This window comes from Roseovarius indicus, from assembly GCF_008728195.1.
GTDB classification, from domain to species: Bacteria; Pseudomonadota; Alphaproteobacteria; order Rhodobacterales; family Rhodobacteraceae; genus Roseovarius; species Roseovarius indicus.
Genome location: NZ_CP031598.1, coordinates 3,177,235 through 3,198,021, shown reverse-complemented (window position 1 = coordinate 3,198,021; position 20,787 = coordinate 3,177,235). Strand labels below are relative to the sequence as shown.

Below are 20,787 nucleotides of genomic sequence, written 5' to 3'. Positions count from 1 at the left end.
AACCGGCCCGGGAAGTTCCGGGCCGGCCGTGGGGGGGGAGAGGCGCGTTACACCTCTTTCGGGGTTTCGTCGTCGCGGTCGGACCGGGCGGCGCGGGCGCGTTCTTCCATGAATTGGTCGAACTCGGCCTTGTCGCGGGCATCGCGGAGGCGTTGCAGGAAGGCTTCGAAATTGTCCTGCTCGCGTTCGAGCCGTTCCAGCGTGTCGGCCTTGTAGGCGTCGAAGGCGGCGTTGCCGGTCGAGCGGTTGATGCCGCCACCGTAGCCGTGATGGCGACGTTTCGAGACAGAACAGGTCATTTTCTTGCTCCAGATCATGTAGGCGAGGAGGGCGAGGCCAACCGGCCAGAAGAGGATGAAGGCGAGCACCATGGCTGCGATCCATGCGCCCTTGCCCTTGTCATCCAGCCAGGCCTCGGCCCGGTGAAGCCAGCCGATCGGTCCGGTGGCGTGGGTGGATGAAGCGACGGTGGTCATTCGGCGTGTCCTTTCGGGTCAGCGTTGCTTTTCAATGTGAATGTCTTTCACATACCCTAGATCGGGATTGCGGGCGGGGGTTGCAAGGGGTGATGTGAAGGATTTTTACATTATTGGACGTTGCGCTTGTTTTTTATGGCGCAAATTGGGGGCCAGCCCCCAAGCCCCCGGGATATTTTTGGCCAGAAGAAGCACGGGGTTGGCGCAAAAATGCGATGTGTAGCTAGGCCGTGAAGTCGGCCTCTTCGGCGCCGGAGAGGCGGAGGAGGTCGGCGGGGGCGATGGGGAAGACGTGGCGCGGGGTGCCGGCGGCGGCCCAGACCTGATCGAAGGCGTTGAGGCGCGGGTCGAAGAAGGCGCGGGGAGACGTGAGGTGGCCCACGGGCGAGACGCCGCCGATGGCAAAGCCGGTCTGGGCGCGGATCAGGGCGGCGTCGGCCTTGCCGAGGGGTTCGCCCGCCAGCGCGCTGGCCTTGGCGTCATCGACCCGGTTGCCGCCGGCGGTGATGAAGAGGATGGCGGCGCCGCTCTCCTCGCCGCGGAAGATGATCGACTTGGCGATCTGGTCGGTGGTGCAGCCGACGAGGTCGGCGGCCATCTGGGCGGTCGTGGCCTGGCCCACTTCGACGGGCTGGGTGTCGAGGCCGCCGTCCTGAAGGGCGCGGGTGACGCGTTTGAGGGATTTGGACATGGGGCGCGGCTCCGTCTTGGTCGGGGTTGGGATATTGCAGCGGCGCGGCATTGACCAGACCCGGCGGCGCTGTATCACTGGCGCCATGAGTTTTACCGACCGCATGACCCGCTGCCCGCGCCCGTTTGAACCAGACCAGGGGGTGGAAACGCGCGCCCGGTTTCCGGATGTGGCGCCCGAGCCGGGGGAGCTGATCGAGGGGGCGGCCGGGTGCAGCCCCTACCTGCGCACGCTGTGCGAAAAGGAAACGGCGTGGTTGCCGGGGGCGCTGGACGCGCCGGAGGCCGCGCTGGAGGCGGTTCTGGCGGAGATCCGGGAGACGGCGCCGGACGGGGTGGCCAAGGGCTTGCGGCAGGCCAAGCGGCGCGTGGCGCTGCTGACGGGGCTGGCGGACCTGGCCGGGGTCTGGGCGCTGGAGGAGGTGACGGGGCACCTGACACGCTTTGCCGATGCGGCGGTGCAGGTGGCGCTGCGGGCCGCGATCGGCGTGGAGATCCGGCGCGGGAAGCTGCCGGGGGTGGGCGAGGACGAGCTGGACAGTGCCGGCGGCATGACGGTGCTGGCGATGGGCAAGATGGGGGCGGGGGAGCTGAATTACAGCTCGGACATCGACCTGATCTGCCTGTTCGACGAGACCCGGTTCGATAAGGACGACTATCACGACGCACGCGCCGCCTTCGTGCGGGCGACGCGGAAGATGGCGGCGACGCTCAATGATAAGACCGCCGAGGGCTATGTCTTTCGGACCGATCTGCGGCTTCGGCCCGATCCGTCGGTCACGCCGGTCTGCATGGCGATGGCGGCGGCGGAGACCTATTACGAAAGCCTGGGCCGCACGTGGGAGCGCGCCGCCTATATCAAGGCGCGGGCCTGTGCCGGGGATATCGCGGCGGGGGAGGGTTTCCTGGCGACGCTTAAGCCGTTCGTCTGGCGCAAGCACCTGGATTTCGCCGCGATCGAGGACGCGCATAACATGCGGCTGCGCATTCGGGAGCATAAGGGGCTGGGCGGGCGGCTGAGCCTGCCGGGGCATGACATGAAGCTGGGGCGCGGGGGCATTCGGGAGATCGAGTTCTTCACCCAGACGCGGCAGCTGATTTCGGGCGGGCGCGACCCTGATCTGCGGGTGCGCGGCACGGTGGAGGGGCTGGCGCGGCTGGCGGAGAAGGGCTGGGTGCCCGGCGACGCGGCCGAGATGCTGACGCGGCATTACCGGGAGCACCGGGAGGTGGAGCACCGGTTGCAGATGCTGCGGGATCAGCAGACCCATGACCTGCCGACAAGCGACGAGGAGTTCGAGCGGCTGGCGGCGTTCATGGATTGTGAGCGGGGCGAGATGGAGACGGCGCTGCTGGGGCGGCTGACCGAGGTGCACGAGACGATCGAGAGCTTCTTTGCGCCGGAGGATGCGGGCGAGGCCGAGGAGATCGGGGCGGAGCTCGACCAGGACATTATCGCCGGGTGGCCCAGCTATCCGGCGCTGCGGTCGAGTCGGGCGGTGGAGATTTTCAACCGGTTGAAGCCGGAACTGCTGGCGAAGCTGGCGAAATCGATGGAGCCGAACGAGGCGCTGCTGGCGTTTGACGGGTTCCTGCGGGGGCTGCCGGCGGGGGTGCAGGTGTTCTCGCTGTTCGAGGCGAACCCGCAGTTGGTTGACCTGCTGGTGGATATTGCCGGCACGTCGCCGTCGCTGGCGGCGCATCTGTCGCGGAATGCGGGCGTGTTTGACGCCGTCATTGCCGGGGATTTCTTTGCCAAGTGGCCGGGGCGGGAAGCGCTGGAGGCAGAGGTTGTCGGGCGGTTCGAGGCGGACGAGGATTACGAGCGCCGGCTGGATGCGGCGCGGCGGTGGTGCAAGGAGTGGCATTTCCGGATCGGGGTGCATCACTTGCGGGGGCTGATCGATGCCGACGAGGCCGGGACGCAATATGCCGAGCTGGCCGAGGCGGTGATCGGGGCACTCTGGCCGGTGGTGGTCGACCAGTTTGCGGGCAAGCACGGGCCGCCGCCGGGGCGGGGCGCGGTGGTGCTGGGCATGGGCTCGCTGGGGGCGGCGAAGCTGAATGCGACGTCGGACCTTGATTTGATCGTGCTTTACGATGCGGCGGGGGAGGAAAGTTCCGACGGGCGGCGGCCGCTGGCGTCGCGGACCTATTATGCGCGGCTGACGCAGGCGCTGATCACCGCGCTGACCGCGCCGATGGCCGAGGGGCGGCTTTACGAGGTCGACATGCGGCTGCGGCCGTCGGGCAACCAGGGGCCGGTGGCAACCGGCTGGCCGTCGTTCCAGGAGTATCAGAAGGGCGAGGCGTGGGTGTGGGAGCATCTGGCGCTGACGCGGGCACGGGTGATTGCGGGACCCGGGGAACTGGCCGGGGACTTCGAGGCGTTCCGCTGCGAGTTGCTGACGGAGAAGGGCGCAAGGGAGCGGGTATTGTCCGGCGTGGCCGACATGCGCCGGCGGATCGCCGAGGCGAAGAGCCCGGCGGGGGCGTGGGACACCAAGCTGGGCCCGGGCCGGATGCAGGAGATCGAGCTGGTGGCGCAGGCCGGCGCGCTGATGGCGGCCGAGCCGGGGCGGGACGTGGCGGCGGGGCTCGGGGCCTGTGTCGCAATCGGCTGGCTGGATGACGCGGACCGGGCAGCGCTGGCCGAGGCTTATGGGCTTTGCTGGTGCGTGTTGCAGGCGGCGCGATTGCTGACCGACAAGCCGCTCGATCCGGTGAACCTTGGCGAGGGGGCGACGGCCTTCCTGCTGCGGGAGACGAAGGCCGAGACGCTGGACGAGGTGCAGGCGCGGCTCGTCGAGGTGACGGGGGCCGCGGCGGAGATCATCGATGCCGCGCTGGCGGACGAGGGAAAGGACGAGGCATGAGCAGAGAGCGCGACCCGCTGGACCCGAAAGGGCTGATCCGGGAATCCTATCGGATCGAGGGGATCACCGAGGGGGAGTGCCGGTCGGTCTTTCTCGACTGGGCTCTGTCGCTGCCCGAGGGGCAGGAGACCAGGCCGGCGATCGAGGCGCACCTGGCGCGGCGCGAGGGGGAGTTTCCCGATCACCCGATGACCGCGGTTCTGCGGCAGGGGCTGGAGACCGCGGGCAAGCCGCGGCGGCGGGGCGGCTGGCGGTCGCGCGAGCGGGACTGAGCGCCGGGTGCGATAGCAGGTGCCTGACGGAACTCTGAGCTTTCCCGCATCGGGGAAAGGGCTTATGGGGACGGCATGACGCCATCCTCTTTGCCCGTGATCCGCCTGAAACCCAAAGCCAATGCCCGCGCCATCCGGCACGGGGCGCCGTGGGTGTTTGACAATGAACTGGTGACCGACCGCCGGACCAAGGCGATTGCGCCCGGAAGCATCGCGGTGCTGGAGGATGCCGGGCGGGAGCCGCTGGCGCTGGTGGCGGTGAACCCGAAGTCCCGGATCATGGGCCGGGTTCTGGATCTCGATACGAGCGCGGAGATTGGCGAGGCGTGGCTGCGCGAGCGGCTGGCGCGGGCGCTGGCGTTGCGGGAGAAGCTTTACGATGCGCCGTACTACCGGCTGATCCATGCCGAGGGCGACGGTCTGCCGGGGGTGGTGATCGACCGGTTCGGGGATGTTGCCGTGATCCAGCCCAACGCGGCCTGGGCCGAGGCGCTGCTGCCGGAGCTGGTGGCGGCGTTGCGGGAGGTGACGGGCGTGACCACGATGCTGAAGAATGCCGGGGGCCGGGCGCGCGGGCTCGAGGGGCTGGATGACGAGAGCGCGGTTCTGGAAGGTGCGGCGCCGGTTGGGCCCGTCGAAGTGCCGATGAACGGGGCCGTTTATATGGCCGACCTGACGGGCGGGCAGAAGACGGGGCTCTTCTACGACCAGCGGCCGAACCATGCCTTTGCGGCAAGGATGGCGAAGGGCGCGCGGGTGTTGGACGTCTTTGCCCACGTGGGCGGGTTTTCCCTGGCGGCGCTGGCCGCGGGGGCGGAGAGTGCGCTGGCGGTGGACGGCTCGGAGCCGGCGCTGGAGCTGGCAAGGGCCGGCGCCGAGAAGATGGGTGCCGCCGGGCGGTTCGAGACGCGGAAGGCGGACGCGTTCGAGGCGTTGACCGCTTTGGCCGAGGAGGGGGCGCGGTTCGACATGGTGATTTGCGATCCGCCGGCCTTTGCGCCGTCGAAACAGGCGCTGGAGGCGGGTCTCAGGGCCTATGAGCGGGTCGCCCGGCTGGCGGCGCCGCTGGTGGCCGAGGGCGGGATACTGGGCTTGTGCTCCTGTTCCCATGCCGCCGATCTTGCGAAGTTCCGGTCGGCGTGCCTGCGGGGGATCGGCCGGGCGGGGCGTGCGGGGCCGCTCATACATACCGGGTTCGCGGGGCCGGATCATCCGCAGCATCCGAACCTGGCGGAGACGGCGTATCTGAAGGCGCTGTTTTTCCGGCTTTGAGGGGGCGGTGCTCGTCAGCCCTTGCGGGCTGCCTCGCGGAGGGCGGCGCATGAAGGCGGTGTTGGATACCTGCGTCATCTACCCGACGGTGATGCGGCAGATGCTGCTGAGGGTGGCGAAGACGGGGCTTTTCACGCCGCTCTGGTCGGCGCGGATCATCGAGGAATGGCAGCGGGCCGCGGCCAAGCTGGGCCCCGAGGGCGTGGCACAGGCGGGCGCCGAGGCGGCGATGCTTGGGGTCGAGTGGCCCGAGGCCGAGGTGAGCTGGCCGCCGTCGCTGGAGAGCCGGTTGTGGCTGCCCGATCCGGCGGATATTCATGTGCTGGCGGCGGCGGTGGCGGGGTCGGCCGACCTGATCCTGACGCTGAACGTCAAGGATTTCCCGCGCAACGTGCTGGCCGAGGAGGGCGTGGCGCGGGCCGATCCGGACGGGTTCCTGCTGGGTCACTGGAAGGCCGAGCCGGGGCTGGTGGCCGGGGCGGCCGAGAGCGTGCTGGCCGATGCGAACCGGCTTTCGGGTCAGATCTGGGAGATGCGGCAGCTTCTGAAGAAGGCGAAGCTGCCGCGGCTGGGCAAGGCGCTCAGCGGGTCATGATCGAGATGAGGTTGGCGTAGTCGTCTGTCCAGACGCGGCCGCCGTCGCTTTCCAGGATTTTCCAGCGCGGGTCGTCGTTCAGCTCTCCGAAGGCGTCGGGGGAGCGGGCGATCATCACCACGCTCGAGCTGGAATCGCCGGGGTCTTCGGACACGTTGGCCTGGTAGTGCTGGACGCGCGCCGAGAGCCCGAGGTCGGCTGCCGAGCGGGCGAGCGGTATGTCGATGTCGTAATACCGGTTGGAGATGTGGTAGAGCAGGATCCCGTCGGGCGAGAGCCGGTCGAGGTAGAGCTGCATCGCCTCGTTGGTGGTGAGGTGCACCGGAACCGCGTCGGAGCTGTAGGCGTCGATCACCAGAACGTCGAAGGCGAGGTCTTTCTGGCGGGCGAGCACCATCCGCCCGTCGCCCATATGGGTGGGGGCCTCGGGGGCGCAGGCCGACAGGAAGCGGAAATATTCCGGCGAGCGGGCGATCTTGTCGACGAGGCTGTCGATTTCGTAGAAGTGCCAGTTCTGCCCCGGCTGCTTGTAGCAGGCCAGCGAGCCCACGCCGAGCCCCAGCACGCCGACGGTGTCGGCGGCGGTGCCGCGGGCGGAGGTCAGAACCTGCGCCATCGGCCCGTTGCGGTGGTAATAATAGAGCGGTTCGGGGCGCTCGGCGTCGTCGTCGGCCAGCCGCTGGGCCCCGTGGACGGTGGTGCCGTTGCCGTAGAGGCGCAGGCCGACATCCTCTACGATGACATGGGTTCCGAAGAAGCTGCGATCGCGCCAGACCGAGCCGTCGGGCACATGCATCAGGCCCGTCACCAGAACGACCACGCCGGCGCCGAAGCAGCCCAGCGGGTCGCGGCGCATCCAGGCGAGGGCGAGGATCGCACCGATGAAGAGGATGAGGAGCACCGCTGTCCAATGCCCAGGGTCACCGGCCACCAGTCCGGTCAGGATCGCGGGCATGGCGAGGGCCAGCCCGGTGGCGCCGCCGCGGGCGAGTTTCGCGAGCGTCTCGCCGGCGCTTGCGGCGAAGGGAATGAAGAGCAGCACGGCCAGCACGGTCGTGATCAGCAGTTCATGCAGCCCGGAGAAGGCGACCGGCGCGATGAGCGAGTTGAAGAGCCCGCCGAGCGCCCCGCCCACCGACATGGTCAGGTAGAAGCCCGTCAGCCCGTGGCCGGCCGGGCGCGCGGCATAGAGCCGGCGATGGGCGAAGAGCGTGATGCTGAAGAAGCACAGCAGCAGGACGCCGACCTCTTCCCATTCCAGGTAGGAGCCGTGGAAGCCCAGCACGTAGAGGCTGAGCACGGCGAGGGAGAGGGCCGCGATAATCCTGACCGTGCGGTCCGAGAGGACGCGCCGGTTCGAGAAGGCCAGTACGAAGGTGAAGAGGTAGAGCGCCAGCGGCACCACCCAGACCAGCGGGAAGGAGCCCATGTCGATGCTGATCTTGAGCGTGATCCCCAGCATCAGCGAGGACGGGATGAAGGCGAGGAACCCCCACTGGGCCACCTGCCATGCCGAGTTGCGCGTGGCGCATTTGTGGTCTTTCGGGGTGACGGCCGCGGGGCCCTGGGTGAAGAGCCCGCTGAGCGCGAGCGCGCCACCCAGGGCCACGAAACCTACGGCCCAGACCAGACCTATGGCGCTGGCGCCGAGGATCGGCTCGGCGGCGAGCGGGAAGCCGAGCAGGGCGATGAGCGAACCGAGGTTGGAGGCACCGTAGAGGAAATAGGGATCATGCGCCGAGGGCCCGCCGCTGCGGCTGTACCAGAACTGGATCAGCGGTGCGTTGGCCGAGAGCGCGAAGAAGGGCAGGCCGACCCCGGCCGCGAAGAGCAGAAGCGTCTGCCACGCGGTCGAGCCGGTCGGGTCGAGCTGCCAGCCTTCGGGCACGCCGAGCGGCAGGCTGAGCAGGGCCGCCGCCCAGACGGCCAGGTGCACCAGAACCTGGCCGCGCACGGGCAGCAGGCGGGTCAGCACGTGGGCATAGAGGTAGCCCGCGATGAGGATGGTCTGGAAGAACAGCATCGCCGTGGTCCACACCGCCGGCGAGCCGCCCACATGCGGCAGGACTACCCGGGTGAACAGGGGTTGCACGAAAAACAGCAGCGACGCGCTGAGAAACAGCGTCAGGACGAAAACGATTGGCGCGAAACGCTGTGAAACGGCTTGGGTCGGTGCAACGGTCGTGTGCATGTCTGTCCTCTCGGGTTCCCGTAGGACAGTCGGTAGCGTCGAGATTTAACGAAAGTTGGGCCGGACTATGGCCGGAAGGCGCGGAATGGCGGCTTTTGTTCGGTCTTCGGGCCCTATTGCGCCCACTTGGCCTCGAGCTTCTCGATGGCCGCGATGCGTTCGCCGGTTTTCGGGTGGCTCATCAGCCAGGCCGGCGCGGCGCCGGAGCGGGACTGGGTGAGGTCTTCGAGCTTGTTGAACAGCGATTTCTGGGGCGCCGTCCCGATGCCCGACTTGGTCAGAAGGGCGGCGGCGTATTCGTCGGCCTCGTATTCGTCGCTGCGCGACAGGCGGGCGGCCAGCAGGGTGGTCAGGCCGTTGGCGATCAGCACGCCGATGCCGGGCAGAAAGCGCGACAGGATCATCGCCAGCGCCGTGCGCAGGGCATTCTGGCCGGAGAAGTCGATCATCCGGCGGCGGGAATGGCCCAGGGCCACGTGGCCAAGCTCGTGGGCGATGACGCTGGCCATTTCCTCGGCCGAGATCTCGCCGTTCTGGAACTTGCGGTAGAAGCCGCGGGTGATGAAGATGCGCCCATCGGGGGCGGCGAGCCCGTTCACCGGGTCGATCTCGTAGATATGGACCTTGATGCGGGGCAGATCGAGCGCGGATGCCAGGCGGTCGGTCAGCTTCTTCAGGCGCGGGTCGGCCAGTTCGGAGGACCGGGCGTCGAGCTCGCGCCGGGTGCGCCAGACCGAGAAGCGATACATGGCCACGGCATAGAGAATCGCCAGGAGGATGGGGGTGAACTTCAGCATGAGGGGAATATGGGGTGCCGGGCAGGGGCGGGCAAGCGCGGGTCGCCCCGCACCTGCCCTTTGGGTCAGAAGGGGAAGAAGAGGGGTATCACCAGTACCGCCACCACCGCGAAGAGCAGGTTGAGCGGCAGGCCCACGATTACGAAATCGCGGAACCGGTAGCCGCCCGCGCCGTAGACGAAGGTGTTGGTCTGGTAGCCGATGGGGGTGGCGAAGCTGGCCGAGGCCGCGAACATCACCGCCATGATGAAGGGTCGCGGGTCGTAACCCAGTTGCACCGCCATGCCGATCACGATCGGCCCGACGAGGACGGCTACGGCGTTGTTGCTGATCATCTCGGTCAGCAGGCTGGTGAAGAGATAGACCGCCGCCAGCGCCGCCAATGGCCCGAAGCCGCCGGTCAGGCCGACGATGAACGCGACCACGGTTTCCGCGGCGCCGGTGTTGTCGAGCCCCTGGCTGAGGCCCAGCATCCCGAAGATCAGGAACAGGATGCGCCAGTCGATGGCGTCGAACGCCTCTTCCGGGTCGACGCAGCCGGTCAGCATGACGACCGAGGCGCCTATCACCGCGAGGCCCGCGATGGGCATCAGCCCGAACGCTGCCAGCACCATGACGCCGAGGATGGTGGCGATGGCGATGGGGGCCTTGCCGCGGCGGACGGGCCGTTCGGAGGGGGTCGAGAGGTTGACGATGCCGCCATCGGCCACCAGCCGTTGCAGCCCTTCGGCGGGCCCTTCCAGCAGCAGCGTGTCGGCGAAGCGCAGGCGGAGCGTCTCGGTGCTCTCGGTGATGTTGCGGTCGTCGCGGTGCACGGCGAGGACATAGATGCCGTAGGTGCGGCGCAGGCGCAGGTCGCCCAGCATGCGGCCGCGCAGCATCGACTTGGGCCCGATGCTGCCTTCCATCATCATGGTGCTTTCGGCGGTGACCGGCTCGAACCCGGTGTCGTGCATCTCGTTGAAGGCGACGCTGCCGTCTTCCTTGAGGCCCAGAAGCTCGCCCGCGTCGGTCTTGATGACGACCCGGTCGCCGGCTTCGAGCGTGAGGGAGGACAGGCGCGCGCGCTGCGAGCGTTCGCCGCGGATCACGTCGAGAATGCGGGATTGAGACGTGTTGAAGGGCAGGTCGGCGAGGGCCTTGCCGATATGGGCCGAGCCGGCGGGAATGAGCAGGCGCGCGAGGAACTTGCGCTTGCGTTCCTGGCCCAGGACCGAGGAAAGGGAGGCGCGGTTGGGCAGCAGGTAGCGGCCTGCGATGACCATGTAGATCATGCCGGCGCCGGCCAGGAACAGCCCCGGAAGGGTCATTTCGAACATGGTGATGCGAGGCTGGCCGGCGGCGAGCGCGACGTCGCTCATCAGGATGTTGGTGGACGTGCCGATCAGGGTGAGCGTGCCGCCGAAGATGGCCGCGTAGGAGAGCGGGATCAGCACCTTCGAGGGCGCCGCGCCCACCGAGGCCGCGACCGAGATCATCACCGGCGTCAGCAGCACGACGACGGGGGTGTTGTTCATGAAAGCCGAGGCGGCGATGGCGGCGGCCATCATGATCAGCACCGCCCGCGACATCGAGCCGCGCGCCTGTTTCTGCAGGACGTCGCCGAGAAGGGTCAGCACGCCGGTGCGTTCGAGCGCGGCCGAGATGATGAACATCATCGCGATGGTGATCGGCGCGCCGGAGGAGAAGACGTTCAGGAAATCGTCGGTGCCGAGGATGCCGGTCGCCAGAAGCACGGCGGAGGCCGACAGCGCCGTGACCTCGGGCGGGTAGAGCTCGAACAGGAAGCCGGCGAAGACGAGGGCCAGCAGGAGAAGAACGAACAGCTGATCGTAGGGCATGGGGGCGCGAACCTGAACAGGAGGAGGACCGAAGGCGGAGTGTCGGGCAAGGTCCGGGCACTGGCAACAGGATAATGCCGGCCGGCGGGGTTTCGCGTGATGTGCGCCTAGCGGACGAGCAGGTCGAGCGGCTGGCGCGAGAGGCGTTCGACCCCGGTTTCCGTGACGAGCACCGAGTGGCCGGGGCATATGGCCAATCCCGCCTCGGCATCCATCAGGATCATGTGAAGGAAGAACACCTGCCCGGCCTGCATGAGGAGCGGGTTGCCCTCGTAGAACATCGGGAAATCCACCCAGATGGGGTTATAGACCGCGCCCATGCCATAGCCGCAGGCCTGCATCCGGGCGTGACCGAGGCCGTGGTCGTCGAGCGTGCGGGCATGGGCGTCGAAGACCTCGCTCATGGGGCGGCCGGGGCGGATGGCGTCTTCGCAGGCCTCGAGCGCGGCCACGCCCGCCTCGTGCATGTGGCGCTGTTTGTCGCTGGGTTTCCCGATGATGACGGTGCGCATCATGGCGGCGTGATAGCGGGCATAGGCGCCGGCCCATTCCCATGTCATCTGGTCCTGCGGCTCGAGGTGCCGGCGGCCCGAATGGTAGCGCGACAGCAGCGCCTGCGGGCCGGAGCCGAGGATGAACTCGTTGCCGGCATAATCGCCGCCGCCGCGGAAGACGGCGCCCTGCATGGCGGCGAGGATATCGCCTTCGAAGGCGCCCGCGCGGGTCTCGGCAAGGCCCGCATCCATGGCGTCATCGGCCAGTTGGCCGGCGCGGCGGTGCATCTCGATCTCGGCGGGGCTTTTCACGCGGCGCAGGGCGCGGATGAGGTCGGAATGCTCCTCTGCCGCGGGCAGGGCCGCACGGGTGAGTTGGCCGTTGCGGTCGGTGAGGCCGGCGGTATCCGATTCGAAGCCGAGGCGGCCCTCCGCCACGCCGAGGTCAGTCAGCAGGTTCTTCAGGTGTTCGGCCGGGTTCGACCCTTCGTATTGCGGCCAGACGTGGATTTCGTCTTCCGACAGCACCGAGGTCTGGAATGCCTGGAGGCGGTCGGGCATGCGGGTCATCAGGTGCAGATCGCCCTTCGCCGTCAGCACCATCGCCTGGTACATGGCGAAGCCGAACGTGTCGTAGCCGCAGATCCAGTAGTGGCTTTCCGGTGCGAAGAGGATCAGCGCGTCGAGCCCGGCCTCCTTGACCGCCTGCGTGGCGCGGGCGCGGCGGGCGGCGTATTCGGCGGCGTCGAAATGGAAGGGCATTGGCGGGCTCCGTGGCTGTCCTTGTTCGGACTGGAGCCGCTTATCCTTCGGGCCGCTTGTCTGGTTGCGACCTCGGGAGCCTCCGGCGGGAGTATTTCGGGCAAGATGAAGCCGGGGGCGCGCCCAAGCTTCTTCTGGCCGGAAATATCCCGGGGGAGCGTTGGAACCCTTCAGGGTTTCAACGTGGGTGGCAGCGCCCCCTTGTGCGCCGTCTCAGCCCGAGCAGCTGGCGCCGCCGAGGACGCAGAACTTGGCGCAGTGCGGGTGGTTGAGGGCGACGTCGCGCTCGGCCTCCTCCAGCGTCTCGCCCATCTCGAATTGCGGGTCGTAGGGCAGGAGGGTGCAGGACAGCACGGTCGGCCGGGGCGCGCCCTTGCGTTTCACGACCATGCGCGAGGAGGCGCACATCACGTCGTCGGGCGACTTGCCGAGGATGCCCCAGCAGGCGGTGGTGATCTCGGGCACCTCGACGCGCATGTCCATTTCCGGGAAGATCACGGTTTCGGCGGGGTTGTCGGCGTCGATGGCAAACCGGTTCGCGGCATAGAAGGCGCGGTAGCCGTCGCGGGCCTCGGTCTCGGTTTCATTCCAGAGGCTGCGGCCGGCGACGGTCATGCGGGCGCCCGCGTCGCGCAGCCAGGCCATGCCGGCCAGGGTTTTCTCGAAGGCGCCGGTGCCGCGCTCCTCGTCATGGTGCTGTGCCGACCAGTGATCGACGGAGATGCGCAGGGTGAGACGGTCGCCGTACTCTTCGATCAGGGCGCGGAGGGCGTTCTGCACGTTCGGGCGCATCATCGGGCGCATGGCGTTGGTAAGAATCAGGACGTCGTAGCCGCGGTCCAGCGCGGCGCGGGCCATGGCGCACATCTCGGGGTTCATGAAGGGCTCGCCGCCGGTGAAGCCGATCTCGCGGACCGGCCAGCCCCGGGTTTCAAGCTGGTCGAGATAGTCGCGCACCTCGGCCTCGGTCATGTAGACGAGGCGGTCGTTCTCGGGCGAGCTTTCGATATAGCAGTTCACGCAGGTGATGTTGCAGAGCGTGCCGGTGTTGAACCAGAGCGTCTCGGGCCTGGAGAGGGGCACGTGGGCGCGGGGTTGCCCGTCGGCGGTTACCTGCGGGTCACGGAACTTGCCGTCATTGGCCAGGGCTGTGGCGGCGTCTTTCATCAAATCACCTGATTTTGGTTTGCATTTCGGGCGTAACCTGTCCTTTTTGTCGTGAAAAGCCATGACCGGGCTGGTGACGGGTTTGTGATAGGGGCATAAAGGCCCCGTGAACGCCGCGCGTCAATTCGGTATCGCGGCGGGACAGGAGAGGTCTGATGGTTTCGCGTGTCATTCCTGTGGATCCCTTCGACCTGGTGATTTTCGGCGGCACGGGGGATCTCGCGCGGCGGAAAATCCTGCCGGGCCTTTTCCGACGGTATTGCGCCGGCCAGATCGAGGGCGACGTGCGCATCACCGGCGCGGCCCGGGGCGAGATGGACACCCAAGGGTATCGGGATTTCGCGGCGGAAGCGATCATGGCGTCCGATCAGTCGGCGGGCACCAAGAAGGCGCATCTCGACGAGTTCCTGGCCATGCTGCATTACGTCGTGGTCGATGCCATGGGCGATGACGGCTGGGAGGAGCTGGCCCGGATCACCCGGTCGGACCGGATCAGGGCGTTCTACTTCTCGGTGGCGCCAAGGCTCTTCGGGCCGCTGGCGGAGCGGCTGCACCAGCACGGGCTGGCCGACGGGCAGACGCGGATCGTGGTGGAGAAGCCGTTCGGGCGCGACCTGAAGACGGCGCGGGAGCTGAACAGGGTGCTGGCCGAGCATTTCGACGAAAGCCAGATTTACCGGATCGACCATTACCTCGGCAAGGAGACGGTGCAGAACCTGATGGCGATCCGCTTCGGGAACATGCTGTTCGAGCCGCTGTGGAACAGCCAGTATGTCGATCACATCCAGATCACCGTGGCCGAGGCCGTGGGCGTGGGCGGGCGCGGCGATTACTACGACCGGGCCGGGGCCATGCGGGACATGATGCAGAACCACCTGATGCAGCTTCTGTGCCTGATCGCGATGGAGCCGCCGGCGAAGTTTAACCCCGATTCGGTGCGCGACGAGAAGCTGAAGGTGATCCGCGCGCTTGACCCGGTGGCGCCCGATGACGTTGTGCGGGGCCAGTACGAGGGCTCGGGCGGGCGGCCGAGCTATCGCAACCAGGTGGGCAACCGCGACAGCACGACGGAGAGCTTCGTGGCGCTGAGGGCAAGGGTCAGCAACTGGCGCTGGGCGGGCACGCCGTTCTACCTGCGCACCGGCAAGCGGCTGAAGGAACGGGCGAGCGAGATTGCCGTGGTCTTCAAGGATGCGCCGCATTCGATCTTCGGCGAAGAGGCCGGGCGGCACCGCAATATCCTGACCATCAAGCTGCAGCCCAACGAGGGGATCGAGCTTGGCGTGACGATCAAGGAGCCGGGCCCGGGCGGCATGCGGCTGGTCGATGTGCCGCTCGACATGACCTTTGCCGAGGCGCTGGGCCCGGAGGAGGCGGATTTCCCCGATGCCTATGAACGGCTGATCATGGATGTTATCCGGGGCAACCAGACGCTGTTCATGCGCGGCGACGAGGTCGAGGAGGCCTGGGCCTGGGCGGACGAGGTGATCGCCGGATGGGAGAAACGCGGCGACGACCCGCTGCCCTATGCCACGGGAAGTGCCGGGCCTGACGACGCGCTGATGCTTATGCATCGCGACGGGCGGCGCTGGCGGGAGATCAAGGCATGAATTTCATCGACTATCCAGACGACGAGCTGATGGCGGTGCACCTGGCCAACACGCTGGCCGGGGAGCTGACGGCCGCGCTGGAGCACAAGGACAGGGTGCTGTTCGTGGTGCCGGGCGGGACGACGCCCGGGCCGGTCTTCGACAGCCTCTGCGACTCCGACCTGGACTGGAGCCGGGTCGACGTGTTGCCGAGCGACGAGCGGTGGCTGCCCGAGGTGCATGTGCGCTCGAACAGCCGGCTGATCCGCGAGCGGCTGATGGTGGGGCGGGCCGCGAAGGCGCGGTTCCTGCCGCTGTACCGGAAGTCGGAGACGCCCGAGCCGGTGCTGGCGGAGCTGGAAGAGGCGATAAGCCCGGCCCTGCCGATCAACGTCTGCCTGCTGGGGATGGGAAGCGACATGCACACCGCGTCGCTGTTTCCCGGCGCGGACAACCTCGAGACGGCGCTTGACCGCTACGGGCCGGTGCTGGTGCCGATGCGGGCCAAGGACGTGCCCGAGCCGCGGCTGACGCTGTCGGCACGGGTTCTCAGGGATGCACTGGCGCTGCATGTGGTGATCACCGGACAGGCGAAGAAGGCCGCGCTTGACCGGGCGCGATCGCTCGAGCCGGTGAAGGCGCCGGTGGCGGCCGTGCTGGAAGAGGCGACGGTACACTGGGCGCCGTGACGGGGACGCGGGCAACGCCCTTGTCCGTGGAAACCATTTTCAGGGTTTCGACGTTTTCCCCGAAGTACGTAAGGAACGGTGACACGCAGGGGCGGGAGACAACGGCATGTGGGAGGCTTTGACGGCCGATACCGGCGCGCGGATCTCGGAGCTTTTGAAGGAAGAGGGCCGGGCGGCCGACTTTTCTGTCAGCTTCGACGGGATGCTTTTCGATTACTCCAAGACGGCGATGAGCAAGGAGGCACGGGCGCTGCTTCTGTCAATTGCCCAGTCGCATCGGGTGGAAGAGCGTCGCGCCGCGATGTTCGCGGGCGAGAAGATCAACGAGACCGAGGGGCGGGCGGTGTTGCATACCGCGCTGCGCAACCTCGACGGCGGACCGGTCGAGGTGGACGGGCAGGACGTGATGCCGGGCGTGCTGGAGACGCTGGCGCGGATGGAGGCCTTTGCCGAGGACGTGCGGGAGGGCCGTTTCACCGGCGCCGGCGGGCCGATCACCGACGTGATCAATATCGGGATCGGTGGCTCTCACCTTGGCCCCGAGATGGGGACGCGGGCGCTGTCGCCCTATCATGACGGGCCGCGATGCCATTTCGTGTCGAACGTGGACGGGGCGGATATTGCCGATTGCCTGGCCGGGCTCGACCCGAGAACGACGCTGGTGATCGTGGCCTCCAAGACCTTTACCACCATCGAGACGATGACCAATGCCGAGACGGCGCGGGCGTGGATGGCCAAGGCGGTGGACGACCCGGCCGCGCAGTTTGCCGCCGTGTCGAGCGCCGAGGACAAAACCGCCGATTTCGGCATCGCGCCCGAGCGGGTTTTCGGCTTCGAGGATTGGGTCGGCGGGCGCTATTCGATGTGGGGGCCGATCGGGTTGCCGCTGATGCTGGCGATCGGACCGGAGGATTTCCGCGCGTTCCTGAAGGGCGGCGCGGCGATGGACGGGCATTTCCGAACGGCGCCGGCGCAGGAGAACATGCCGGTCATGCTGGCGCTGACGGGGCTGTGGCACAGCCATGCCTGCGGGTTTCCGACCCGCGCTGTGCTGCCCTATGACCAGCGGCTGTCGCGGTTGCCGGCCTATTTCCAGCAACTGGAAATGGAAAGCAACGGCAAGCGCGTGACGATGGAGGGCGATGCGTTGAGTGAGCAGAGCGGCCCCGTTGTCTGGGGCGAGCCGGGCACGAACGGGCAGCACGCGTTCTATCAGCTCATCCACCAGGGCACGCAGGTGGTGCCGTGTGAATTCATGGTGGCCGCCAAGGGGCACGAGCCGGAACTGACGCATCATCACGACTTGCTGGTCGCCAATTGCCTGGCGCAGTCGGAGGCGCTGATGCGGGGCCGGACCCTGGCCGAGGCGCGGGCGCAGATGGAGACGGCCGGGTTCGAAGGCGACGAGCTTGAGCGGCAGGCGGCGCACCGGGTCTTTCCGGGCAACCGGCCGTCGACCACGCTGATCTATGACCGGCTGACGCCGCGGCGGCTGGGGCAGATCGTGGCGCTGTACGAGCACCGGGTCTTTGTCGAGGGCGTGATTCTCGGGATCAACTCGTTCGATCAATGGGGCGTGGAACTGGGCAAAGCGCTGGCGAAGGAAATGGCGCCGATCCTGTCGGGCGCGGAGGATGGCGCCGGCAAGGACGGCTCGACCCGTCAGCTTGTGGCCTTCGTGCGCGGGGCAACATAATGAGTAAGGCCCGGAAGGCGGCTTCGCTTTCCGGGCCAATGCCGCGCATGGATTGCTCGTCTGCCTCGTAACCGGGACCAACCAACACCACTCGTAACCGCGATCCAGCGGCATATGTCGGCTTCGCGCCGGGGCGCGAAGGGGATTGTCCGGGATGCACGCTGGCATCCCGGACCAGAACCGGCGCCGAAACGTCGTACGCATACACTCACTAAACAGCGGCGCCGGTCCTGTCTGACGGGGCAAAGGGCGGGCCCCGACAAACTCTGCCATCGGGCGGGGCTGGGGAATGCTGCATGCAAACGTCGATATGCAGCTCCGCGGAGCACGGGAGTCAGGAATGGTCTCCGAGGAAATCCCGCCGTTGGGCTGAGTTCCGATGGTCACTCACGTATCAGGCGGGGAAAAGTTTCAGAGGTGGGCGAAGTTTTTCGTGAATCTGGAAGTGATGTTTTCAAGTATATGATAGGACTACATAAATTTTTCTGACTTTCGGGAGTCGATCATCCCCGCTCGGGGATGTCGAACCCGTCTGCGGCCAGGGTGAACCCCTCGAATTGGAAGCCGGGCGAGACGGTGCAGCCGACCAGCGTGTAGGCGCCGATGCATTCGGCGCGCTGCCAGTGGTGCGTCGGGATGATGACCTGGGGGCGCTGGCCCTGGGCCAGGTCGGGCCCGAGCAGGTGGCGCTCGGCCGGGCCGTCATCGGTGGCCGAGAGGCGCAGCAGGAGCGGGTCGCCGGCGTAGAAATGCCAGATTTCGGTGGCATCGACCCGGTGCCAACGGTTCTCCTCGCCGCCCTTGAGCAGGAAGTAGATGCAGGTGCCGGTGGCCCGGCCGTCATTGTCGGCCACCCATGTCTCGCGGTAGTGGCCGCCTTCGGGATGGGGCTGAAGGCCGAGCTTTTCGATGATGTCGTTTGCTGTCATGGGGGCAGGCTAGCGCGGCGGGCCCCGGCAGGAAAGGGGCCTTTCAGGTTTCGGGGAAGGTGCCGGCTTCGATCATCTGGGCGAACATCTCCCGCACGGTCACATCGAGCGGGCGATAGGTCAGGCCGAGCTCGCGCTTGCCCTTGGAATTGTCGATATGCCACGGGACGTCGACATTGTTGGCCACGAAACGGCGGGAGAGGCCGCGGAAGGGGCCGACGAGCCAGACCAGCCATTTCGGCAGAGGCTTGGACGGGATCGGGTAGCGGTCGCCATATGTCGCGTGAAGCGCCTGGGCCACGGTCAGCAGGTCGGTGTCATGGGCCGAGACGATGTAGCGGCCCTGCACGTCTGGCAGGAAGCCGGCGGCAATGTGGGCCTGTGCCACGTCGCGGGCATCGACCACGCCGATGCCGAGGCGCGGCACGCCGGAGCGGAAGCTGCCATCGCCCATGCGCTTGATGATGCTGAAGCTTTCCGACGTGGGCGTCCCGTGGGAGGCGGGGCCGAGGACGAGGCTGGGGTTCACCGTGACGAGGCGCCACTGCGACTGGGCTTCGGCGATGTCCCATGCCGTACGCTCGGCCTCTGTCTTGGAGTAGGAATAGGGCTGGTAGTCGAGCGAGGCGGTGGTGTTCCAGTCGTCCTCGGAGAGCTTGCCGCCGCTGGCGCGGGCGCAATCGGTGGCGTCGGCATAGATCGCGGCGCAGGAGGAGGTGAGGACGACACGCTGGACCGAGGGCGTGCGGCTGGCCTCTTCCAGCACGTTGCGGGTGCCCTTGACCGCCGGGTCGACCAGTTCGCGTTGCGGATCCTTGACGGAGGTGGAGAAGGGCGAGGCGGTGTGGAAGACGATCCGGCAGCCTTTCATCGCTTCGGCATAGGCGCCGTCTTGCAGCAGGTCGGCCCGGAAGAAACGGATCGTCCCGGGGGCGGCATCGGCCATGGCCTGCAGCGGCGCGGTCTTCGCCGGGTCATCGGGATTGCGGATGGCGGCATGGACGGTGACGCCTGCATCGAGCAGGTCGCGCACCAGCCACCCGGCGACGTAGCCTGTGGCGCCGGTGACAAGCACGGGTGCGGTGGTGTCGACGGGGATCTCGGGCATGGAAACTCCTTTCCTGTGCGTGGTCCAGACTTGGGGATGCTGCGGGTCGATGCAAGTTTTTGGCGCTCGCCGGGGCGCCGTGTGTACGGTAACCTGCGGGCATGACATGGCTTGGCAGACTGATCGAGCGGCAGATCCTCAAGGCCGGTGCCGAGGGGAAATTGCAGGGGCTTGAGGGCGAGGGGCAACCGCTGCCCGATCACAGCGGCGAGGCGCATCTCGACGCGGGCGAGGCGGCGGGGTTCCGGATGATGGCCGAGGCCGGGGTCTTGCCGGAAGAGATCACTTTGAAAAAGCAGATCGCCGCGCACAAGGCGCAGATGGCCACGATCACCGACCCGGAGACGCGCAAGGCAGCGATGGCGGAATTGGCGCAGCTGATGATGCGCCAGTCGATTGCCGAGGATGCCCGGCGGAAATTCCTGAAAGGCTGATGTCGCCGTTTCCTGCGGCATTTCAGACAGTTATCCGCACAAGCGACGGGCAGAACCAGTGTTGTCGCCCCTCGAGGCGCGGGGGATGCCAATCCCCCCTTTTCATGGGTCAATTGTGCGGCTTAGCTGGCGCGGATTCGAGACGAAGGGGGTTGGCATGGCGACCGATCAGGAAAATGAGCCGCAGGCAGGTGTCTCGCAGCCCGAAACCGCCGCCGCGGCCGGGCCGCGGCTGAGGGATTGCCCCGACTGGTATTACCTGCTGCGGGAGTTCGAGACGCTGTACCGGCAGGGCTCTGCCGGGGGCAGCCGGTCGATCCGCAGCCATCGCAAGCGGGTGCGCGAGGCGGTGTCGGCGGTGTTGGAGTCGAACCCTGAGATGGCGATGCGGGCGCCGGAGACAAAGCCGGTGACCGCGCATCTGGGGCGCGCGCTCGATATCGGCGAACGCGGGGTGATGCAGGGGCTCGCGCGGGCGCTGTCGCGGGTGTCGGACCAGCTGACATGGGAATACGGGTACGAGAAGGTTTCGCCGTCGCTGGCGCGCAAATACGCCTATTGCGAGGTGATGGGGCCGAACGGCCCGGTGCAGACGGGCCGGCTGATCATCGGGTTCGTGCTGTTTGCGCCGAACACGACCTATCCGCAGCACAGCCATGTCGAGATCGAGGAAAGCTACGTGTCGGTCGCGGGGGCATGGTCGGAAAACGATGCGGCGGTTTATGCGCCGGGGTCGCTCATTCTGAACCGGGCCGGGGACGAGCACAGGATCACGACCGGAGAGCAGCAGCCCTGCCTGCTGGCCTATGCGTGGAGCGGGCCGGAGACCCGGCTGAGGCTGCCTGAGATGAAGCTGACGCCGCCGCGCCAGCAAAAGGCGCGGCGGGAAGGGCGTTAGGGCCAGGCCGG

General features: G+C 67.5%; 18 protein-coding genes. 9 read left to right on the top strand and 9 right to left on the bottom strand.

Annotation, left to right across the window (positions count from 1 at the left end; genetic code table 11):
- Positions 1–47: 47 nt before the first annotated feature.
- Both RIdsm_RS15260 and RIdsm_RS15255 read right to left on the bottom strand, forming a co-directional pair.
- The gene (locus RIdsm_RS15260; RefSeq protein WP_057815907.1) at positions 48–476 is read right to left on the bottom strand and encodes a DUF2852 domain-containing protein; all 429 of its coding nucleotides are present in this window, start codon (positions 474–476) and stop codon (positions 48–50) included.
- 223 nt (positions 477–699) lie between these two features.
- Positions 700–1,167 (bottom strand): YbaK/EbsC family protein, encoded by a 468-nt coding sequence (locus RIdsm_RS15255; RefSeq protein WP_057815910.1) that lies wholly within the window; start codon positions 1,165–1,167, stop codon positions 700–702.
- 85 nt (positions 1,168–1,252) lie between these two features.
- On the opposite strand from RIdsm_RS15255, the gene RIdsm_RS15250 reads away from it, so the two are divergent.
- From RIdsm_RS15250 to RIdsm_RS15235, 4 genes are all read left to right on the top strand, one after another.
- Complete coding sequence (locus tag RIdsm_RS15250) at positions 1,253–4,042, top strand: [protein-PII] uridylyltransferase family protein (protein ID WP_057816199.1); 2,790 nt, start codon at positions 1,253–1,255, stop codon at positions 4,040–4,042.
- Positions 4,039–4,314, top strand: a complete 276-nt coding sequence (locus RIdsm_RS15245; RefSeq protein ID WP_057815912.1) for a hypothetical protein — start codon at positions 4,039–4,041, stop codon at positions 4,312–4,314. The genes RIdsm_RS15250 and RIdsm_RS15245 overlap by 4 nt, the downstream gene beginning before the upstream one ends.
- 75 nt (positions 4,315–4,389) lie before the next feature.
- Positions 4,390–5,586 carry an RSP_2647 family RNA methyltransferase gene (locus RIdsm_RS15240; RefSeq protein ID WP_057815913.1) on the top strand — a complete coding sequence of 399 codons (1,197 nt, stop codon included), beginning with the start codon at positions 4,390–4,392 and terminating at the stop codon, positions 5,584–5,586.
- A 49-nt stretch (positions 5,587–5,635) separates the two neighbouring features.
- The gene (locus RIdsm_RS15235) at positions 5,636–6,181 is read left to right on the top strand and encodes an RSP_2648 family PIN domain-containing protein (RefSeq protein ID WP_057815915.1); all 546 of its coding nucleotides are present in this window, start codon (positions 5,636–5,638) and stop codon (positions 6,179–6,181) included.
- Here RIdsm_RS15235 and RIdsm_RS15230 read toward each other — a convergent pair.
- From RIdsm_RS15230 to RIdsm_RS15210, 5 genes are all read right to left on the bottom strand, one after another.
- Positions 6,168–8,372: a fused MFS/spermidine synthase gene (locus RIdsm_RS15230; protein ID WP_057815917.1), complete on the bottom strand. Its 2,205-nt coding sequence runs from the start codon at positions 8,370–8,372 to the stop codon at positions 6,168–6,170. The genes RIdsm_RS15235 and RIdsm_RS15230 overlap by 14 nt on opposite strands.
- Before the next feature lie 113 nt (positions 8,373–8,485).
- Positions 8,486–9,169: a M48 family metallopeptidase gene (locus RIdsm_RS15225; RefSeq protein ID WP_057815919.1), complete on the bottom strand. Its 684-nt coding sequence runs from the start codon at positions 9,167–9,169 to the stop codon at positions 8,486–8,488.
- Positions 9,170–9,234: 65 nt separating this feature from the next.
- Positions 9,235–11,010 carry an SLC13 family permease gene (locus tag RIdsm_RS15220; RefSeq protein ID WP_057815922.1) on the bottom strand — a complete coding sequence of 592 codons (1,776 nt, stop codon included), beginning with the start codon at positions 11,008–11,010 and terminating at the stop codon, positions 9,235–9,237.
- A 107-nt stretch (positions 11,011–11,117) separates the two neighbouring features.
- Positions 11,118–12,266 (bottom strand): M24 family metallopeptidase, encoded by a 1,149-nt coding sequence (locus RIdsm_RS15215; RefSeq protein ID WP_057815924.1) that lies wholly within the window; start codon positions 12,264–12,266, stop codon positions 11,118–11,120.
- A gap of 213 nt (positions 12,267–12,479) precedes the next feature.
- Positions 12,480–13,433, bottom strand: a complete 954-nt coding sequence (locus tag RIdsm_RS15210) for a radical SAM protein (protein WP_057815925.1) — start codon at positions 13,431–13,433, stop codon at positions 12,480–12,482.
- Positions 13,434–13,588: 155 nt separating this feature from the next.
- On the opposite strand from RIdsm_RS15210, the gene zwf reads away from it, so the two are divergent.
- The 3 genes from zwf to pgi all read left to right on the top strand — a co-directional run bounded on the left by zwf (position 13,589) and on the right by pgi (position 17,407).
- Positions 13,589–15,043 carry a glucose-6-phosphate dehydrogenase gene (gene zwf / locus RIdsm_RS15205; protein WP_057815927.1) on the top strand — a complete coding sequence of 485 codons (1,455 nt, stop codon included), beginning with the start codon at positions 13,589–13,591 and terminating at the stop codon, positions 15,041–15,043.
- Positions 15,040–15,711, top strand: a complete 672-nt coding sequence (gene pgl / locus RIdsm_RS15200; protein ID WP_057815930.1) for a 6-phosphogluconolactonase — start codon at positions 15,040–15,042, stop codon at positions 15,709–15,711. Before zwf ends, pgl begins: the two co-directional genes overlap by 4 nt.
- A 106-nt stretch (positions 15,712–15,817) precedes the next feature.
- Positions 15,818–17,407: a glucose-6-phosphate isomerase gene (gene pgi / locus RIdsm_RS15195; protein WP_057815932.1), complete on the top strand. Its 1,590-nt coding sequence runs from the start codon at positions 15,818–15,820 to the stop codon at positions 17,405–17,407.
- A gap of 503 nt (positions 17,408–17,910) precedes the next feature.
- On the opposite strand, the gene RIdsm_RS15190 is transcribed toward pgi, so the two are convergent.
- Together RIdsm_RS15190 and RIdsm_RS15185 are read right to left on the bottom strand one after the other, a co-directional pair.
- Positions 17,911–18,336 carry a cupin domain-containing protein gene (locus tag RIdsm_RS15190; protein WP_057815934.1) on the bottom strand — a complete coding sequence of 142 codons (426 nt, stop codon included), beginning with the start codon at positions 18,334–18,336 and terminating at the stop codon, positions 17,911–17,913.
- Between the two features lie 43 nt (positions 18,337–18,379).
- Positions 18,380–19,444 (bottom strand): NAD-dependent epimerase/dehydratase family protein, encoded by a 1,065-nt coding sequence (locus tag RIdsm_RS15185; RefSeq protein ID WP_057815936.1) that lies wholly within the window; start codon positions 19,442–19,444, stop codon positions 18,380–18,382.
- Positions 19,445–19,545: 101 nt separating this feature from the next.
- On the opposite strand from RIdsm_RS15185, the gene RIdsm_RS15180 reads away from it, so the two are divergent.
- Entirely contained in the window at positions 19,546–19,878 is a 333-nt protein-coding gene (locus tag RIdsm_RS15180; protein ID WP_057815938.1) for a DnaJ family domain-containing protein, read from the top strand.
- A gap of 157 nt (positions 19,879–20,035) precedes the next feature.
- Positions 20,036–20,776, top strand: a complete 741-nt coding sequence (locus RIdsm_RS15175) for a dimethylsulfonioproprionate lyase family protein (RefSeq protein ID WP_082647376.1) — start codon at positions 20,036–20,038, stop codon at positions 20,774–20,776.
- Positions 20,777–20,787: the final 11 nt, after the last annotated feature.

What these genes read in the sequence shown, in the direction of transcription:
- RIdsm_RS15220 (WP_057815922.1), bottom strand. Translation starts at nt 11,010, where the DNA reads ATGCCCTACGATCAGCTGTTCGTTCTTCTCCTGCTGGCCCTCGTCTTC.
- pgl (WP_057815930.1), top strand. Translation starts at nt 15,040, where the DNA reads ATGAATTTCATCGACTATCCAGACGACGAGCTGATGGCGGTGCACCTG.
- RIdsm_RS15225 (WP_057815919.1), bottom strand. Translation starts at nt 9,169, where the DNA reads ATGCTGAAGTTCACCCCCATCCTCCTGGCGATTCTCTATGCCGTGGCC.
- zwf (WP_057815927.1), top strand. Translation starts at nt 13,589, where the DNA reads ATGGTTTCGCGTGTCATTCCTGTGGATCCCTTCGACCTGGTGATTTTC.
- RIdsm_RS15180 (WP_057815938.1), top strand. Translation starts at nt 19,546, where the DNA reads ATGACATGGCTTGGCAGACTGATCGAGCGGCAGATCCTCAAGGCCGGT.
- RIdsm_RS15230 (WP_057815917.1), bottom strand. Translation starts at nt 8,372, where the DNA reads ATGCACACGACCGTTGCACCGACCCAAGCCGTTTCACAGCGTTTCGCG.
- RIdsm_RS15240 (WP_057815913.1), top strand. Translation starts at nt 4,390, where the DNA reads ATGACGCCATCCTCTTTGCCCGTGATCCGCCTGAAACCCAAAGCCAAT.
- RIdsm_RS15260 (WP_057815907.1), bottom strand. Translation starts at nt 476, where the DNA reads ATGACCACCGTCGCTTCATCCACCCACGCCACCGGACCGATCGGCTGG.
- pgi (WP_057815932.1), top strand. Translation starts at nt 15,818, where the DNA reads ATGTGGGAGGCTTTGACGGCCGATACCGGCGCGCGGATCTCGGAGCTT.
- RIdsm_RS15210 (WP_057815925.1), bottom strand. Translation starts at nt 13,433, where the DNA reads ATGAAAGACGCCGCCACAGCCCTGGCCAATGACGGCAAGTTCCGTGAC.
- RIdsm_RS15215 (WP_057815924.1), bottom strand. Translation starts at nt 12,266, where the DNA reads ATGCCCTTCCATTTCGACGCCGCCGAATACGCCGCCCGCCGCGCCCGC.
- RIdsm_RS15250 (WP_057816199.1), top strand. Translation starts at nt 1,253, where the DNA reads ATGAGTTTTACCGACCGCATGACCCGCTGCCCGCGCCCGTTTGAACCA.
- RIdsm_RS15255 (WP_057815910.1), bottom strand. Translation starts at nt 1,167, where the DNA reads ATGTCCAAATCCCTCAAACGCGTCACCCGCGCCCTTCAGGACGGCGGC.
- RIdsm_RS15235 (WP_057815915.1), top strand. Translation starts at nt 5,636, where the DNA reads ATGAAGGCGGTGTTGGATACCTGCGTCATCTACCCGACGGTGATGCGG.
- RIdsm_RS15245 (WP_057815912.1), top strand. Translation starts at nt 4,039, where the DNA reads ATGAGCAGAGAGCGCGACCCGCTGGACCCGAAAGGGCTGATCCGGGAA.
- RIdsm_RS15185 (WP_057815936.1), bottom strand. Translation starts at nt 19,444, where the DNA reads ATGCCCGAGATCCCCGTCGACACCACCGCACCCGTGCTTGTCACCGGC.
- RIdsm_RS15175 (WP_082647376.1), top strand. Translation starts at nt 20,036, where the DNA reads ATGGCGACCGATCAGGAAAATGAGCCGCAGGCAGGTGTCTCGCAGCCC.
- RIdsm_RS15190 (WP_057815934.1), bottom strand. Translation starts at nt 18,336, where the DNA reads ATGACAGCAAACGACATCATCGAAAAGCTCGGCCTTCAGCCCCATCCC.